Genomic DNA, 15,679 nt, shown 5'->3' on the forward strand with positions numbered 1-15,679 from the left:
GGCCGGCCTGCGTCAAAGAGCCACACGCGCCGTGCCAGCGGGTCTGCTTCGTTTATACTCGTGCCGATCCGCCTGCAGCGCTCACCGGGAGAGCTCATGCTCGCCGCCGTAAAACTGACTTCCGCCACACGCCAGAACCTCTGGCGCCTGACGTTCATCCGCACCCTGGTACTGGCCGCACAGGCCGGCTCCGTCGGGCTTGCCTATTGGTTCGACCTGCTGCCGCTGCCGTGGCTGCAACTGGGTGTGACCCTGGCGTTTTCCACTGTGCTGTGCGCGTTCACGGCCATCCGCCTGCGTACCACGTGGCCTGTGACCGAGTTGGAATACGCACTCCAGTTGGCCTGCGATCTGTTTATCCACAGTGTGTTGCTTTATTTCTCTGGTGGTTCCACCAACCCGTTTGTTTCTTACTACCTGGTGCCACTGACCATCGCCGCCGTGACCTTGCCATGGCGCTATTCGGTAGTGCTGTCGGGTATTGCGCTGACGCTCTATACCTTGCTGCTGGCGCAGTTCTATCCGTTGCAAACCTTTCCCATCGCCCGCGAAAACCTGCAGATCTACGGGATGTGGCTGAGCTTCGCGCTGTCTGCTGCAGTGATCACGTTCTTCGCTGCACGCATGGCCGAAGAACTGCGCCGTCAGGAAGAGCTGCGCGCCATTCGCCGCGAAGAAGGCCTGCGCGACCAGCAATTGCTGGCCGTCGCCACCCAGGCCGCGGGTGCCGCCCACGAGTTGGGCACACCACTGGCGACCATGAGCGTGCTGCTTAACGAAATGACCCAGGACCATCACGACCCGGTGTTGCAAGAAGATCTCGGCGTGCTGCGCGAACAGGTCAAGCAATGCAAGCAGACCTTGCAACAACTGGTGCGCGCCGCCGAAGCCAATCGCCGCCTGGCGGTGGAGATGCAGGACGTGACCCAGTGGCTCGACGAAGCCCTGAATCGCTGGCACCTGATGCGCCCCGAAGCCAGTTACCGTTTTCATCTATTAGGGCAGGGCAGTGTGCCGCGCATGGCGCCGCCGCCGGACCTGACCCAGGCCTTGCTCAACCTGCTGAACAACGCCGCCGACGCTTGCCCCGAAGGCTTGGGCGTGCAGCTGGACTGGGACGCGGAAAACGTCACCATCAGCATTCGTGACCACGGCGCGGGCGTGCCGCTGGCCATTGCCGAACAGATCGGCAAACCCTTCTTTACCACCAAGGGCAAAGGCTTCGGCCTCGGCCTGTTTTTGAGCAAGGCCAGCGTGACCCGCGCGGGCGGCTCAGTGAAGCTCTATAGTCATGAGGAAGGTGGCACGCTCACCGAGCTGCGCCTGCCCCGTGTCGCACGAGGAGATATCGATGAGTGACGAGATCCAAGTCGAAGGCGAAGAACTGCCGCACCTGTTGCTGGTAGATGACGACGCCACCTTTACCCGCGTGATGGCGCGCGCCATGAGCCGTCGTGGCTTTCGCGTGAGCACCGCAGGTTCGGCTGAAGAAGGCCTGACCATCGCCCAGGCCGACCTGCCGGACTACGCCGCGCTCGACCTGAAAATGGATGGCGACTCCGGCCTGGTGCTGCTGCCCAAGCTGCTGGAGCTCGACCCGGAAATGCGCGTGGTGATCCTCACCGGTTACTCCAGCATCGCCACCGCCGTCGAGGCCATCAAGCGCGGCGCCTGCAACTACCTGTGCAAGCCGGCGGATGCCGACGACGTGCTGGCTGCGTTGCTCTCAGAGCACGCCGACCTCGATACCCTGGTGCCGGAAAACCCGATGTCGGTGGACCGCCTGCAGTGGGAACACATCCAGCGCGTGCTCACCGAACACGAAGGCAATATCTCCGCCACTGCCCGTGCCCTGGGCATGCACCGTCGCACCCTGCAACGCAAGCTGCAGAAGCGTCCTGTACGGCGCTGAACAAAGTCTGAACAATCTGCTTCAGGCTGCACAGCGCGCTGAACCGATCGTCTATGATCGGTTCAAACGCCTGTCACATTTTCTTACAGAGCCTGAACGATGAATCAGAACGCTGAGTATTCCGCGGTCAACGACGCGGTGCGTGGGCAATTCTTGCGCCGAACCTGGGCGATGATCACACCGTATTGGCGTAGTGAAGAGAAGGGCAAGGCCTGGTTGTTGCTGGCTGTGGTGATTGGTCTGACGCTGTTCAGCGTGGCGATTTCCGTGTGGCTTAACCACTGGTACAAGGATTTCTACAACGCCCTGGAAAAAAAGGACACTGCGGCCTTCTGGCAACAGATCATCTATTTCTGCGGCATCGCTGCAGTGGCTATTCTCGGCGCGGTCTACCGCCTCTATCTGACCCAGATGTTGACCATTCGCTGGCGCGCGTGGCTCACCGAAAAGCACTTTGCACGCTGGCTTAACAACAAGAACTACTACCAGTTGGAGCAGGGCGGCTACACCGATAACCCGGACCAGCGGATTTCCGAAGACCTCAATAGCTTTACCTTGAACACATTAGCTCTGGGTTTGGGCCTGCTGCGCAATGTGGTCAGTCTGGTGTCGTTCTCGATTATCTTGTGGGGCGTGTCGGGCAGCATCGAAGTCTTCGGTATCACCATCCCCGGCTACATGTTCTGGTGCGCATTGCTGTATGCCGCCGTCGGCAGTTGGCTGACGCACCTGATCGGCCGTCGTTTGATCGGCCTTAGCAACCAGCAGCAACGGTTCGAAGCAGACTTGCGTTTCTCCATGGTGCGCGTGCGGGAAAATGCCGAAAGCATTGCTTTGTACAATGGCGAGTCAAACGAGAATCAACGTTTGAGTGCGCGGTTCGGCAAGGTCTGGCACAACTATTGGGACATCATGAAGGTGTCCAAGCGCCTGACATTCTTCACCGCAGGCTATGAGCAGATCGCGGTTGTCTTTGCATTTATCGTGGCGGCACCGCGCTATTTCGCCGGCAAGATCGAACTGGGCGAGCTGATGCAAATCAACTCGGCGTTCGGCAATGTGCAGGGCAACTTCAGCTGGTTTATCACCGCTTACTCCGACCTCGCCAGCTGGCGTGCCAGCAGTGACCGTCTGCTGAGTTTCCATGAGGCCATGAGCCACAACGAACAACGTGCTCCGGCCATCGATGTGCGCCCGCAAGGCGAGCAACTGGTGGTCAAAGACCTGGGCATGGACCTGGCCGACGGCCGCCACCTGCTCACCGACGCCGACATGACGGTAGAGCCTGGCCAGCGTGTGATGCTCAGTGGGCGTTCCGGTAGCGGTAAAAGTACATTGCTGCGCGCCATGGGCGACTTGTGGCCGGCGGGCCACGGCAGCATTTGCCTGCCGGCGGCGCGTTATCTGTTCCTGCCGCAAAAGCCTTACTTGCCGATTGGCAGCCTGAAGGCCGTGTTGAGTTATCCACAAGACGACAGCACCTACCCGGCCGAACGTTATGCACAGGTCCTGGAAACCTGCCGCTTGCCCCATCTGGTCAGCCGTCTGGATGAGGCCAACCATTGGCAACGCATGCTCTCGCCCGGTGAGCAGCAACGTCTGGCCTTTGCGCGTGCCTTATTGTTCGCGCCGCAGTGGCTGTACATGGACGAAGCCACCTCGGCGATGGATGAAGAGGATGAAGCGAACCTGTATCAAGCGCTGATCGATGAACTGCCGGGCGTGAGCATCGTCAGTGTCGGCCATCGCAGCAGCCTCAAGCGTTTTCATGGGCGGCATGTGCGGATTGAAGGCGGGCTGTTGCAGGAGCAACAACCGGCTTAAGGTCTTACGCGGTCAATGTGGGAGTCGGGCTTGCCCGCGATGGCGGTGTGTCAGGCAATGGAAGCTTTGCTGATACACCGCTATCGCAGGCAAGCCAGCTCCCACAGTTGACCGGTGTCGCCTGCTTGATTGAGGCCCACAAAAAAGCCCGGCTGATCATCGATCAGCCGGGCTTTTTAGTGTTTGAAAAAACTTACTTCTTCAAACCGTAATGCTCATCCAGCATGCCTGGGGCGTTCGGCGTTTTTGGCGCGTAGTCCCGTGGCGGCTCCTGGTTTTCCCGCGGTGGCGTCAGGCGCTCCCGTGGGGCTTGCGGTGCATCGGAATGCAACGCGGCCAGCAGGCGCTGGCGGGTGATGTCGTCGAGGGCGAGGCGGTTGGCGCCATCGGCGAGATGATCCTGTACTTCCTGGTAGCTCTGGGTGAGCTTCTTGACCAGGGTCGCGGTGCTGTTGAAGTGGGTAACAACCTCGTTCTGATAACTGTCAAAACGTTCCTGAATGTCATCCAGCTGACGCTGCGTGCGGTTAGGCGCGGCATTCGGCAGCAGGCGGGCAACCAGGAATCCAATGGCGACACCGGCAACCAGGGCAAGAGTCGGCAACAACCAAACTAAGAGCGAGTGTTCCACGAGTCCTTCCTCTATAAACGGCTTTGCTTTACGTTAACGGCTCAAACCTGCGCTGTATACCGCGATTAAGCTCGCAATGATGCCATGCACAGACTTTTAGCTAGACGAGTCGACCCTTTGAGAGGTCACGGAGTTCATTCCTTGCTCATGCGTGAAACCCCCGTTTTGATCGCTGGCCCGGTGGGCCAATTGGAAGCCTTGTACCTGGATCACCCCGAGCCACGTGGCCTGGCGCTGATCTGCCACCCTAACCCGGTGCAAGGCGGGACCATGCTCAATAAAGTCGTTTCGACCCTGCAACGCACTGCCCGCGATGCTGGTTTGATTACTTTACGTTTCAATTACCGTGGCGTCGGCGCGAGTGCCGGAACTCACGACATGGCTACCGGTGAAGTAGACGATGCCGAAGCGGCGGCCACCTGGCTGCGGGAAAAGCACCCCGACCTGCCGATCACCCTGCTCGGGTTTTCGTTCGGCGGTTATGTTGCAGCCAGCCTCGGTGGCCGCCTGGAAGCCAAGGGCGAAAAGCTTGCGCACCTGTTCATGGTTGCCGCTGCGGTGATGCGCCTGCGCGATAGCGACGTGCTGCCCCAAGGCTGCCCGTTAACCCTGATCCAGCCGGAAACCGACGAAGTGGTCGACCCACAGACCGTGTACGACTGGTCCGCCGCCCTGAAACGCCCCCATGAGCTGCTGAAAGTGGCAGAATGCGGACACTTTTTTCATGGCAAGCTCACCGACCTCAAGGATCTGGTGCTGCCGCGCCTCTCGAATTGATAGCAGTCTGATAAGCGATTACCCATGACGACTCGTACCCGTATTCTCACCGGCATCACTACCACCGGCACGCCGCACCTGGGCAACTACGCCGGTGCGATCCGCCCTGCGATCCTCGCCAGCCAGGACGCGAATGCCGATTCCTTCTACTTCTTGGCCGACTACCACGCCCTGATCAAGTGCGATGACCCGCAGCGCATCCAGCGCTCGCGCATGGAAATCGCCGCGACCTGGCTCGCCGGTGGCCTGGATGTGAACCGGGTGACCTTCTATCGCCAGTCCGACATCCCGGAAATCCCTGAACTGACCTGGCTGCTGACCTGTGTTGCCGCCAAGGGCCTGCTCAACCGCGCCCATGCCTACAAGGCCTCGGTGGACAAGAACGTTGAAGCCGGCGAAGACCCGGACGCGGGCATCAGCATGGGCCTGTACAGCTACCCGGTGCTGATGGCGGCGGACATCCTGATGTTCAACGCGCACAAGGTGCCGGTCGGCCGTGACCAGATCCAGCACGTGGAAATGGCCCGCGACATCGGCCAGCGTTTCAACCACCTGTTCGGCAACGGTAAAGAATTCTTCACCATGCCTGAGGCGTTGATCGAAGAAAGCGTCGCCACTTTGCCGGGCCTCGATGGCCGCAAGATGTCCAAGAGCTACGACAACACCATCCCGTTGTTCACCAGCGCCAAGGACATGAAAGACGCGATCTCGCGGATCGTCACCGACTCGCGTGCGCCCGGCGAAGCCAAGGACCCGGACAATTCGCATCTGTTCACCTTGTTCCAGGCGTTTGCCAGCAAGGCTCAGGAACAAGAGTTCCGCGCCGATCTGCTGCAAGGCCTGGGCTGGGGCGAGGCGAAGAGCCGCCTGTTCCAACTGCTCGACAGCCAACTGAGCGAGCCGCGTGAGCGTTACCATCAGTTGATGTCGCGCCCCTCGGACATGGAAGACCTGCTGCTGATCGGCGCCAAGAAAGCCCGCGCCGTGGCCGCGCCGTTCCTTGCCGAGCTGCGTGAAGCCGTGGGCCTGCGCTCGTTCGTCAACCAGGCCGCCGCGCCGGTGGTGGCCAAGAAGAAAGCCGCGAAGGCTGCGCGCTTCGTGAGCTTCCGTGAAGACGACGGCAGCTTCCGCTTCCGCCTGCTGTCGGCCGATGGCGAGCAATTGCTGTTGTCGCGCAACTTTGCCGACGGCAAGGCGGCGGGCGCCGTGACCAAGCAGTTGCAGTCGGGTCAAACTCTGGACATTCGCACCGAAAAGGATGGTTTCAATGTTTGGCTCGACGGCGAGCGTGTGGCTGAAAGTTCGGCGATCTACGCGGACGCTGCACAACGAGATGCAGGTATTGAAGCCTTGCGCGTTGCGTTGACCCCCATCGAGGATTAACCCGACCAAGGGTTGATTGCCATTATCCAGGGCCGTCGTTACAGTGACGGCCCGTTTTTGTTGCCTTGCTAACGAAATTATGACGCCCCTAGAACGATATCAAGCTGATCTGAAACGCCCTGAGTTCTTCCATGACGCGGCCCAGGAAAATGCGGTGCGTCATTTGCAGCGCCTGTATGACGACCTGGTCGCGGCCTCGCACAACAAGCCAGGGATGTTCAGCAAGCTGTTTGGCAAGAAAGACCACACGCCGGTCAAAGGCCTGTATTTCTGGGGTGGCGTGGGCCGCGGCAAGACTTATCTGGTCGACACCTTCTTCGAAGCGCTGCCGTTCAAGGAAAAGGTCCGTACGCACTTCCACCGCTTCATGAAGCGTGTGCACGAAGAGATGAAGACCCTGCCGGGCGAGAAAAACCCGCTGACCATTATCGCCAAGCGCTTCTCCGACGAAGCGCGGGTCATCTGCTTCGATGAGTTCTTTGTCTCCGACATCACCGACGCCATGATCCTCGGCACCTTGATGGAAGAGCTGTTCAAGAACGGCGTGACCCTGGTCGCCACCTCGAACATCGTTCCCGATGGCTTGTACAAGGACGGCCTGCAACGCGCACGTTTCCTGCCGGCCATCGCGCTGATCAAGCAGAACACCGAAATCGTCAACGTCGACAGCGGCGTCGACTACCGTTTGCGTCACCTTGAGCAGGCCGAGCTGTTCCACTTCCCGCTGAACGAAGCGGCGCATGAAAGCCTGAAAAAGAGCTTCCGCGCGCTGACGCCGGAATGCACCCAGGCGGTGGAAAACGACAAGCTGATAATCGAGAACCGCGAAATCATCGCCCTGCGTACCTGCGATGACGTGGCCTGGTTCGAGTTCCGCCAGCTGTGCGACGGCCCGCGTAGCCAGAACGACTACATCGAGTTGGGCAAGATCTTCCACGCGGTGATCTTGAGCGGCGTGGAGCAGATGAGCGTTACTACCGATGACATCGCGCGGCGGTTCATCAACATGGTCGATGAGTTCTACGACCGTAACGTGAAGCTGATCATCTCGGCGGAAGTCGAGCTCAAGGACCTCTACACGGGCGGTCGCTTGAACTTCGAATTCCAGCGCACCCTGAGCCGCTTGCTCGAAATGCAGTCCCACGAGTTCCTGTCGCGTGGGCACAAGCCGTAAGCGATGTGCATGAAATGACCAAGGCCTGCAGTGATGCAGGCTTTTTTTATGGATGTTCTCCAGAACAGTGGAGATCACCTGTGGGAGCCGGGCTTGCCCGCGATGGCGGTGGGTCAGGAACAAATGTACTCACTGATACACCGCTATCGCAGGCAAGCCAGCTCCCACATGGGTTTGTGGTTACCTTGGCTTACGCGGCCTGCAGCGATGCAGGCCTTTTTTATGGATGTTCTCCAGAACAATGGAGATCCCCTGTGGGAGCCGGGCTTGCCCGCGATGGCGGTGGGTCAGGAACAAATGTACTCACTGATCCACCGCCATCGCAGGCAAGCCAGCTCCCACATGGGTTTGTGGTTACCTTGGCTTACGCGGCCTGCAGTGATGCAGGCCTTTTTTATGGGTGTTCTCCATAACAATGGAGATCAAATGTGGGAGCCGGGCTTGCCCGCGATGGCGGTGGGTCAGGAACAAATGTACTCACTGATACACCGCTATCGCAGGCAAGCCAGCTCCCACATGGGTTTGTGTTTACTTTGGGTCAGGCGGCTTGCTGGAACTGCTGGCGATACTGGTTCGGCGACAGCTCGGTGTGCTGCCTGAACAGCCGCGCGAAGAAGCTCGCATCGTCGTAACCCACCTCGTAGCTGATGGTCTTGATGCTCTTGCGGCTGCCTGAAAGCAGGCCTTTGGCCGTCTCGATGCGCAGCCTTTGCAGGTAATGCAGCGGCTTGTCACCCGTGGCCGTCTGGAAGCGGCGCATGAAGTTGCGGATGCTCATGCCGTGTTCCCGGGCGACGTCTTCGAAGCGGAACTTGTCGGCAAAGTGCTCTTCCAGCCAGTGCTGGATCTGCAGGATGATCACGTCCTGGTGCAGCTTCTGCCCACCAAAACCGATGCGCCCTGGCGCGTAGCTGCGCTGCACTTCGTAAAGGATGTCGCGGGCCACGGCCTGGGCAATGTTGGCGCCGCAGAAGCGTTCGATCAGGTAGATGTAAAGGTCGCACGCCGAGGTGGTGCCACCGGCGCAGTACAGGTTGTCGGCGTCGGTGAGGTGCTTGTCCTGGTTGAGCTGTACCTTGGGGAAACGCTCGCTGAAGGCGTTGAAGAAGCGCCAGTAAGTGGTCGCCTCCTTGCCATCGAGCAGCCCGGCTTCGGCCAGCCAGAACACCCCGGTGGCTTCGCCGCACAGCACCGCGCCACGCGCATGTTGCTCGCGCAGCCAGGGCAGCACTTGCGGGTAACGGGTGCACAGCGCGTCGAAGTCGTCCCAGAAGGCCGGCAACACGATGATGTCGGCGTTTTCCAGGCCGCCGTCCACCGGCATGATCACATCGCTGAAGCTGCGTACCGATTGCCCGTCGGGGCTGACCAGGCGCGTTTCAAATGCCGGGGTCAGGCCCAGGCCTTGCTGCTTGCCGTAACGCAGGCTGGCGAGGTGGAAGAAATCCTTGGCTTGCATGAGGGTGGAAGCGAATACCCGATCAATGGCCAAAATGCTGACGCGCCGCAAGGGCGTGGAGATTTGGTTAGACATAATTTCATTTATTCTTATAGGGGAAAGTGGTCACCAGACGGCTGGATCGTCTTATTTTTTGTCGCATGTGTCCAGTGTCCTGTGACGCCTTCGCGGCATAGGCTCTGTGGGCTGGTCTTTGTCCGACAATCCACGCAGGTGACCCATGATCCCCAGAACCTTGTTCAGCTCGGAGCACGAACTCTTCCGCGAGAGCGTGCGTACCTTCCTCGAAAAACACGCTGCGCCGTTCCACGGACAGTGGGAAAAGCAGGGTTACATCGACCGTAACCTGTGGAGCAAGGCGGGGGAGGCGGGGATGCTGTGCTCCCATCTGCCGGAAGAATATGGCGGGCTGGGCGCGGACTTTTTGTACAGCGCGGTGGTGATCGAAGAGATCAGCCGCCTGGGCCTTACCGGCATTGGCTTTTCCCTGCATTCGGACATCGTCGCGCCGTACATCCTGCATTACGGCAGTGAGGCACTGAAGCAAAAGTACCTGCCCAAATTGATCTCCGGCGAGATGGTCACGGCCATTGCGATGACCGAACCGGGCGCCGGCTCTGACTTGCAGGGCGTCAAGACCACCGCCGTGTTGGACGGCGACGAGTATGTGATCAACGGCTCCAAAACCTTCATCACCAACGGCTACCTCGCCGAGCTGGTCATTGTCGTGGCCAAGACCGACCCCAAGGCCGGCGCGAAGGGCACCAGCCTGTTTCTGGTAGAAGCCGATACGCCGGGCTTCGACAAGGGCAAGCGCCTGGAGAAGGTCGGCATGAAGGCCCAGGACACCTCGGAACTGTTCTTTCAGGACGTGCGCGTGCCCAAGGGTAACCTGCTGGGCCAGGCAGGCATGGGCTTCGCCTACCTGATGCAGGAGCTGCCTCAGGAGCGCCTGACGGTAGCGATTGGCGCGCTGTCATCCGCCGAAGCCGCGCTGGCGTGGACCCTGGACTACACCCGCGAGCGTAAGGCGTTCGGCAAGGCGATTGCCGACTTTCAGAACACTCGATTCAAACTGGCGGAGATGGCCACCGAGATTCAGATCGGCCGCGTGTTTGTCGACAAATGCATGGCGCTGCACCTGGAAGGCAAGCTTGATGTGCCCACCGCCGCGATGGCCAAGTACTGGGCCACGGACCTGCAGTGCAAGGTACTCGACGAGTGCGTGCAATTGCACGGTGGCTACGGCTTTATGTGGGAATACCCGATTGCGCGGGCTTGGGCGGATGCGCGGGTGCAGCGCATTTATGCGGGGACCAATGAGATCATGAAGGAGATTATTGCGCGGGCGCTTTGACGCCCATCGGATCGTTCCCACGCTCTGCGTGGGAATGCATCCGGTGACGCTCTGCGTCATACCTTCAAGCGCGGACGCGGAGCGTCCAGGGCGGCATTCCCACGCAGAGCGTGGGAACGATCATTTCGGCTCAATCAAGGCGCTGGATTCGGATGATCCTTCTGAATCGCCTCAATCCCTTCCAGCACTTCCTTGGACAGCTTCAAATCAGCACTGGCAATGTTGCTGTCCAGCTGCTCCAGGCTCGTGGCCCCAATAATATTACTGGTCACAAACGGCTGTTGCGTCACAAATGCCAGCGCCATCTGCGCCGGGTCCAGGCCATGTTCCCGCGCCAGGGCCACATAACGGCTGCACGCGGCTTCCGACTGCGGGTTGAAGTAGCGGCTGAAACGGCTGTACTCGGTGAGGCGCGCCTTGGCCGGGCGTGCGCCATTTTCGTATTTGCCGCTGAGCATGCCGAATGCCAGCGGTGAATAGGCCAGCAAGCCGCATTGCTCGCGAATAGCCACTTCCGCCAAACCCACTTCAAAGCTGCGGTTGAGCAGGTTGTAGGGGTTCTGGATCGACACGGCGCGGGCCCAGCCACGGGCTTCGGCCAGGGCCAGGAACTTCATGGTGCCCCACGGGGTTTCGTTGGACAGGCCGATGTGGCGGATCTTGCCGGCTTTTACCTGCTCGTCCAGCGCTTCGAGGGTTTCTTCCAGCGGGGTCAGGTCGTCTTCGTCCTTGTGCTTGTAGCTCAATTGGCCAAAGAAGTTGGTGCTGCGCTCCGGCCAGTGCAACTGGTAGAGGTCGATCCAGTCGGTTTGCAGGCGCTTGAGGCTGGCATCCAGGGCGTCGACGATGTGCTTGCGGTTGTGGCGCAGGTGGCCGTCGCGGATGTAGTCGATGGTATTGCCGGGGCCGGCGATCTTGCTGGCGAGGATCCAGTCGGCACGGTCGCCGCGGCTCTTGAAGTAATTACCGATATAACGCTCGGTGGTGGCATAGGTGTCGGCCTTGGGCGGCACCGGGTACATTTCTGCGGTGTCGAGGAAGTTGATCCCTGCGGCCTTGGCCCGTTCGATCTGTGCGAAGGCCTCTGCCTCGCTGTTCTGCTCACCCCAAGTCATGGTGCCCAAGGCGATCGCGCTTACGTTCAGATCGGTGCGGCCCAGCTGTCGATAATCCATCGGGTACTCCTTCGGGGAAAACAATCATAAAAGCAGGTTGAATTTTTTTTCGCAATCTGCATAATTGCCCACCTCTTTCTGCAGTGGAAGTGATGCGCCGCCTGCCGAAGAATCTTGCCGTTGAACGGACGCGCCGACCCGAGCCCCCGATAGCGTCTGTATCCGGCTGCCTTTGACTTGTCAAAGTACGCACTATTCAGTAAGATCCGCCGTCTAATTTACAGGGCGGCCCCTGAGGCTATTAAAGAATGACAACTTTTACTGCAAAACCGGAAACAGTTCAGCGCGACTGGTTTGTCGTCGACGCCGCTGGTCAGACCCTGGGTCGTCTGGCCACTGAAGTCGCCAGCCGTCTGCGTGGCAAGCACAAGCCTGAGTACACCCCTCACGTTGACACCGGTGACTACATTGTCATCATCAACGCCGAGCAGGTACGTGTTACCGGCAACAAAGCGCAAGACAAAATGTACTACCGTCACTCCGGTTTCCCAGGCGGTATCAAGTCTTCGAACTTCGAAGGCCTGATCTCCAAGAAGCCTGAAGCCCCGATCGAAATCGCGGTCAAAGGTATGCTGCCTAAGGGCCCACTGGGTCGCGATATGTTTCGCAAGCTGAAAGTCTATGCGGGCGCTGTACACCCTCATGCTGCTCAGCAGCCCCAAGAACTGAAGTTTTAACGGAATAGTTCATTATGTCGGCGACTCAAAATTACGGCACTGGCCGTCGCAAAACCGCTACCGCTCGCGTTTTCCTGCGTCCGGGTACTGGTAACATCTCGATCAACAACCGCACTCTGGAAAACTTCTTCGGTCGCGAAACTGCCCGCATGGTAGTTCGTCAGCCGCTGGAACTGACCGAGACTGTTGAAAAGTTCGACATCTACGTCACCGTTATCGGTGGCGGTGTAAGTGGTCAAGCTGGCGCAATCCGCCACGGTATCACTCGCGCTCTGATGCAGTACGACGAAACCCTGCGTGGCGCTCTGCGCAAAGCTGGCTTCGTAACTCGCGATGCTCGTGAAGTTGAACGTAAGAAAGTCGGTCTGCGTAAAGCGCGTAAGCGTCCGCAGTACTCGAAGCGTTAATTCGCTTTACGTTCCACAAAAACGCCCAACTCCTCACGGAGCTGGGCGTTTTTTATTGCCTGCGATTTATGCATAAATTTCGCCGTGACAACTTGCCACATCCGTAGACGCCCTATACTACAAGGCCTGGAGGCTGAGCCCAGGGCAATTCCCTTGTCATACGTGGGGCTTTTCATTACCATCCGACAAAATTTTTATAAGTAAAGATTCAACACTTAGTAGACGCCTGATTTAACAGGCCAAAAAGCTGATGGGAGAGGACTGAATGAGCAATGACGGCGTGAATGCAGGCCGGCGTCGCTTCTTGGTAGCAGCCACATCCGTGGTGGGTGCTGCAGGAGCGGTGGGGGCTGCGGTCCCGTTCGTGGGGTCATGGTTTCCCAGTGCCAAGGCGAAAGCCGCAGGTGCACCGGTGAAGGTGAATGTCAGCAAGATCGACCCAGGCCAGCAGATGATTGCTGAGTGGCGCGGTCAGCCGGTCTTCATCGTTCGTCGTACTGAGGAGATCCTGGGGAATCTGAAGAAAATCGAAGGTCAACTGTCTGACCCCGACTCGAAGAACTCCGACCAGCCCGCCTACGTCGATAAGGAAATCCGTTCGATCAAGCCAGAGATCCTGCTGCTGATCGGTATCTGCACCCACTTGGGTTGCTCGCCTACCTTCCGCCCGGAAGTTGCTCCTGCCGACCTTGGCAAGGATTGGGTCGGTGGCTACTTCTGCCCTTGCCACGGCTCCCATTACGATCTCGCCGGTCGCGTCTACAAGTCACAACCCGCACCACTGAACCTGCCAGTGCCGCCACATCACTACGAGACTGACAGTGTCATTGTCATTGGCGTCGACGAGGGGGAGAAAGCCTGATGAGCAAGTTCATGGATTGGGTGGATGCGCGCTTCCCCGCCACTAAAATGTGGGAAGACCATCTCAGCAAATATTACGCGCCAAAAAACTTCAACTTCTTCTACTTCTTCGGCTCGCTGGCCTTGCTGGTGCTGGTCAACCAGATCGTCACCGGTGTGTGGCTGACGATGAGCTACACGCCGTCGGCGGAAGAGGCGTTCGCCTCCGTCGAGTACATCATGCGTGACGTCGAGTACGGCTCGATCCTGCGCCTGCTGCACTCCACCGGCGCATCGGCGTTCTTCATCGTCGTGTATATGCACATGTTCCGCGGCCTGCTCTACGGCTCGTACCAGAAGCCACGCGAACTGGTGTGGGTCTTCGGCATGCTGATCTACCTGGCGCTGATGGCCGAGGCCTTCATGGGTTACCTGCTGCCGTGGGGCCAGATGTCGTACTGGGGCGCCCAGGTGATCATCTCGCTGTTTGGTGCGATCCCGGTGATCGGCAACGACCTGACCCAGTGGATTCGCGGTGACTACCTGATCTCCGGCATCACCCTGAACCGCTTCTTTGCGTTGCATGTCGTTGCATTGCCTATCGTGATTCTGGGCCTGGTGGTGCTGCACATCCTGGCGCTGCACGAAGTGGGTTCGAACAACCCCGATGGTGTGGACATCAAAAAGCATAAAGATGAAAACGGCATTCCGCTGGATGGCATTCCGTTCCATCCGTATTACACCGTCAAAGACATTGTCGGTGTGGTGGTCTTCCTGTTCATCTTCTGCTCGATCGTGTTCTTTTTCCCGGAGATGGGTGGTTATTTCTTGGAGAAGCCTAACTTCGAACAGGCCAACGCCTTCAAGACGCCTGAGCACATTGCACCGGTCTGGTACTTCACGCCGTTCTACGCGATCTTGCGGGCGATCCCCGACAAGCTCATGGGCGTAATGGCCATGGGCGCGTCGATTGCGCTGCTGTTCGTACTGCCATGGCTCGACCGCAGCCCGGTCAAGTCGATGCGCTACAAAGGCTGGCTGAGCAAGATCTGGCTGTGGGTGTTCTGCATTGCATTCGTGATCCTGGGCGTGTTGGGCGTATTGGCGCCGACCCCTGAGCGCACGCTGCTGTCGCAGGTCTGCACCTTCCTGTACTTCGCTTACTTCATTCTGATGCCGTTCTACACCCGGCTCGAGAAGACCAAACCGGTTCCGGAAAGGGTGACTGGCTGATGAAAAAGTTATTCGTTGCTTTGATCCTTGCGGCGCTGCCGCTACTGTCCTTCGCTGCCGAGCACGGCGCGGAGCTGGAAAAAGTCGATATCGACGTGTCCGACAAGGCCGCCATGCAAGATGGCCTGCGCACGTTCACCAACTACTGCATGGGCTGCCACAGCGCCAAGTTCCAGCGTTACGAGCGTGTCGCCGATGACCTGGGCATTCCCCATGACGTGATGCTCAGCCACGCCGTGTTCACCGGCGCCAAGATCGGCGACCACATGAACATCGGCATGCAGCCTGCGGATGCCAAGGCCTGGTTCGGCGCTGCGCCGCCCGACCTGACCCTGGTGGCGCGCGTGCGCGGTACCGATTGGCTCTATGGCTACCTCAAATCCTTCTACGAAGACCCGGCGCGCCCTTACGGCGTGAACAACAAAGTCTTCCCGAACGTCGGTATGCCTAACGTTCTGGTCGGCCTGCAGGGTCGCCAAGTGGTAGGATGCAAGCAGGTTCAGGTCGTTGAAGACGGCAAGAAGCAATATGATCCGTTGACCGGCACGCCTTTGACACACGAAGCGTGCGATCAACTGACCATCGTGCCCAAGACCGGTACGCTGAACGAAGAGCAGTTCGACGAGAAGGTCAAGAATCTGGTGACCTTCCTGGCCTACTCGGCCAACCCGGTCAAATTGCAGCATCAGCGCATCGGTACGTATGTGTTGCTGTACCTGGCCTTCTTCTTCGTATTCGCTTATCTGCTTAAACGCGAATACTGGAAGGATGTGCATTGATCCAACCGTAAGCAATTGCTGTTAATCTTGCGCGCCCAGCGGCATCTCTGA

The 15,679-nt window shown here is 59.0% G+C and carries 15 protein-coding genes; 12 read left to right on the forward strand and 3 right to left on the reverse strand.

Features of this window, described 5'->3' with window-relative positions; genetic code table 11:
• The first annotated feature begins 96 nt into the window (after positions 1–96).
• From HU759_RS05240 to HU759_RS05250, 3 genes are all read left to right on the forward strand, one after another.
• Positions 97–1,359 carry an ATP-binding protein gene (locus HU759_RS05240; protein ID WP_017138277.1) on the forward strand — a complete coding sequence of 421 codons (1,263 nt, stop codon included), beginning with the start codon at positions 97–99 and terminating at the stop codon, positions 1,357–1,359.
• Positions 1,352–1,912, forward strand: a complete 561-nt coding sequence (locus HU759_RS05245) for a response regulator transcription factor (RefSeq protein ID WP_003171731.1) — start codon at positions 1,352–1,354, stop codon at positions 1,910–1,912. The genes HU759_RS05240 and HU759_RS05245 overlap by 8 nt, the downstream gene beginning before the upstream one ends.
• Positions 1,913–2,011: 99 nt before the next feature.
• Positions 2,012–3,736 (forward strand): ABC transporter ATP-binding protein/permease, encoded by a 1,725-nt coding sequence (locus tag HU759_RS05250; protein WP_177033683.1) that lies wholly within the window; start codon positions 2,012–2,014, stop codon positions 3,734–3,736.
• A 193-nt stretch (positions 3,737–3,929) separates the two neighbouring features.
• Here the strand turns inward: HU759_RS05250 and HU759_RS05255 are convergent, their stop codons facing one another.
• A complete protein-coding gene (locus tag HU759_RS05255) occupies positions 3,930–4,367 on the reverse strand; it encodes a DUF1043 family protein (RefSeq protein WP_017138275.1) in 438 nt (145 codons plus the stop codon).
• A gap of 147 nt (positions 4,368–4,514) precedes the next feature.
• On the opposite strand from HU759_RS05255, the gene HU759_RS05260 reads away from it, so the two are divergent.
• The 3 genes from HU759_RS05260 (at position 4,515) to zapE (ending at position 7,701) form a co-directional block, all read left to right on the forward strand.
• The gene (locus HU759_RS05260; RefSeq protein ID WP_099548364.1) at positions 4,515–5,144 is read left to right on the forward strand and encodes an alpha/beta fold hydrolase; all 630 of its coding nucleotides are present in this window, start codon (positions 4,515–4,517) and stop codon (positions 5,142–5,144) included.
• Between the two features lie 24 nt (positions 5,145–5,168).
• A complete protein-coding gene (locus tag HU759_RS05265; protein ID WP_186616754.1) occupies positions 5,169–6,527 on the forward strand; it encodes a tryptophan--tRNA ligase in 1,359 nt (452 codons plus the stop codon).
• Between the two features lie 79 nt (positions 6,528–6,606).
• Positions 6,607–7,701, forward strand: coding sequence for a cell division protein ZapE (gene zapE / locus HU759_RS05270; protein WP_176991556.1), 1,095 nt, complete (start codon positions 6,607–6,609; stop codon positions 7,699–7,701).
• A gap of 538 nt (positions 7,702–8,239) precedes the next feature.
• On the opposite strand, the gene HU759_RS05275 is transcribed toward zapE, so the two are convergent.
• Positions 8,240–9,160 (reverse strand): GlxA family transcriptional regulator, encoded by a 921-nt coding sequence (locus tag HU759_RS05275; RefSeq protein ID WP_169986983.1) that lies wholly within the window; start codon positions 9,158–9,160, stop codon positions 8,240–8,242.
• 220 nt (positions 9,161–9,380) lie between these two features.
• Here HU759_RS05275 and HU759_RS05280 point away from each other — a divergent pair, with 220 nt between their 5' ends.
• A complete protein-coding gene (locus HU759_RS05280; protein ID WP_186616755.1) occupies positions 9,381–10,517 on the forward strand; it encodes an acyl-CoA dehydrogenase family protein in 1,137 nt (378 codons plus the stop codon).
• A gap of 134 nt (positions 10,518–10,651) precedes the next feature.
• Here the strand turns inward: HU759_RS05280 and HU759_RS05285 are convergent, their stop codons facing one another.
• Positions 10,652–11,692 (reverse strand): NADP(H)-dependent aldo-keto reductase, encoded by a 1,041-nt coding sequence (locus HU759_RS05285; RefSeq protein WP_122720921.1) that lies wholly within the window; start codon positions 11,690–11,692, stop codon positions 10,652–10,654.
• 248 nt (positions 11,693–11,940) lie between these two features.
• On the opposite strand from HU759_RS05285, the gene rplM reads away from it, so the two are divergent.
• From rplM to HU759_RS05310, 5 genes are all read left to right on the forward strand, one after another.
• On the forward strand, positions 11,941–12,369 hold the full coding sequence (rplM, locus tag HU759_RS05290; RefSeq protein ID WP_003171742.1) for a 50S ribosomal protein L13: 429 nt from the start codon (positions 11,941–11,943) through the stop codon (positions 12,367–12,369).
• A gap of 14 nt (positions 12,370–12,383) precedes the next feature.
• A complete protein-coding gene (gene rpsI / locus HU759_RS05295; RefSeq protein WP_003216038.1) occupies positions 12,384–12,776 on the forward strand; it encodes a 30S ribosomal protein S9 in 393 nt (130 codons plus the stop codon).
• 265 nt (positions 12,777–13,041) lie between these two features.
• Positions 13,042–13,638, forward strand: a complete 597-nt coding sequence (petA, locus tag HU759_RS05300; protein WP_003216040.1) for a ubiquinol-cytochrome c reductase iron-sulfur subunit — start codon at positions 13,042–13,044, stop codon at positions 13,636–13,638.
• Positions 13,638–14,849 carry a cytochrome bc complex cytochrome b subunit gene (locus tag HU759_RS05305; RefSeq protein WP_017138268.1) on the forward strand — a complete coding sequence of 404 codons (1,212 nt, stop codon included), beginning with the start codon at positions 13,638–13,640 and terminating at the stop codon, positions 14,847–14,849. Before petA ends, HU759_RS05305 begins: the two co-directional genes overlap by 1 nt.
• Entirely contained in the window at positions 14,849–15,628 is a 780-nt protein-coding gene (locus HU759_RS05310) for a cytochrome c1 (RefSeq protein WP_017138267.1), read from the forward strand. Before HU759_RS05305 ends, HU759_RS05310 begins: the two co-directional genes overlap by 1 nt.
• The last annotated feature ends 51 nt before the right edge of the window (positions 15,629–15,679 follow it).

The sequence above is a fragment of the Pseudomonas sp. OE 28.3 genome (assembly GCF_014268205.2).
Classification (GTDB): domain Bacteria; phylum Pseudomonadota; class Gammaproteobacteria; order Pseudomonadales; family Pseudomonadaceae; genus Aquipseudomonas; species Aquipseudomonas edaphica.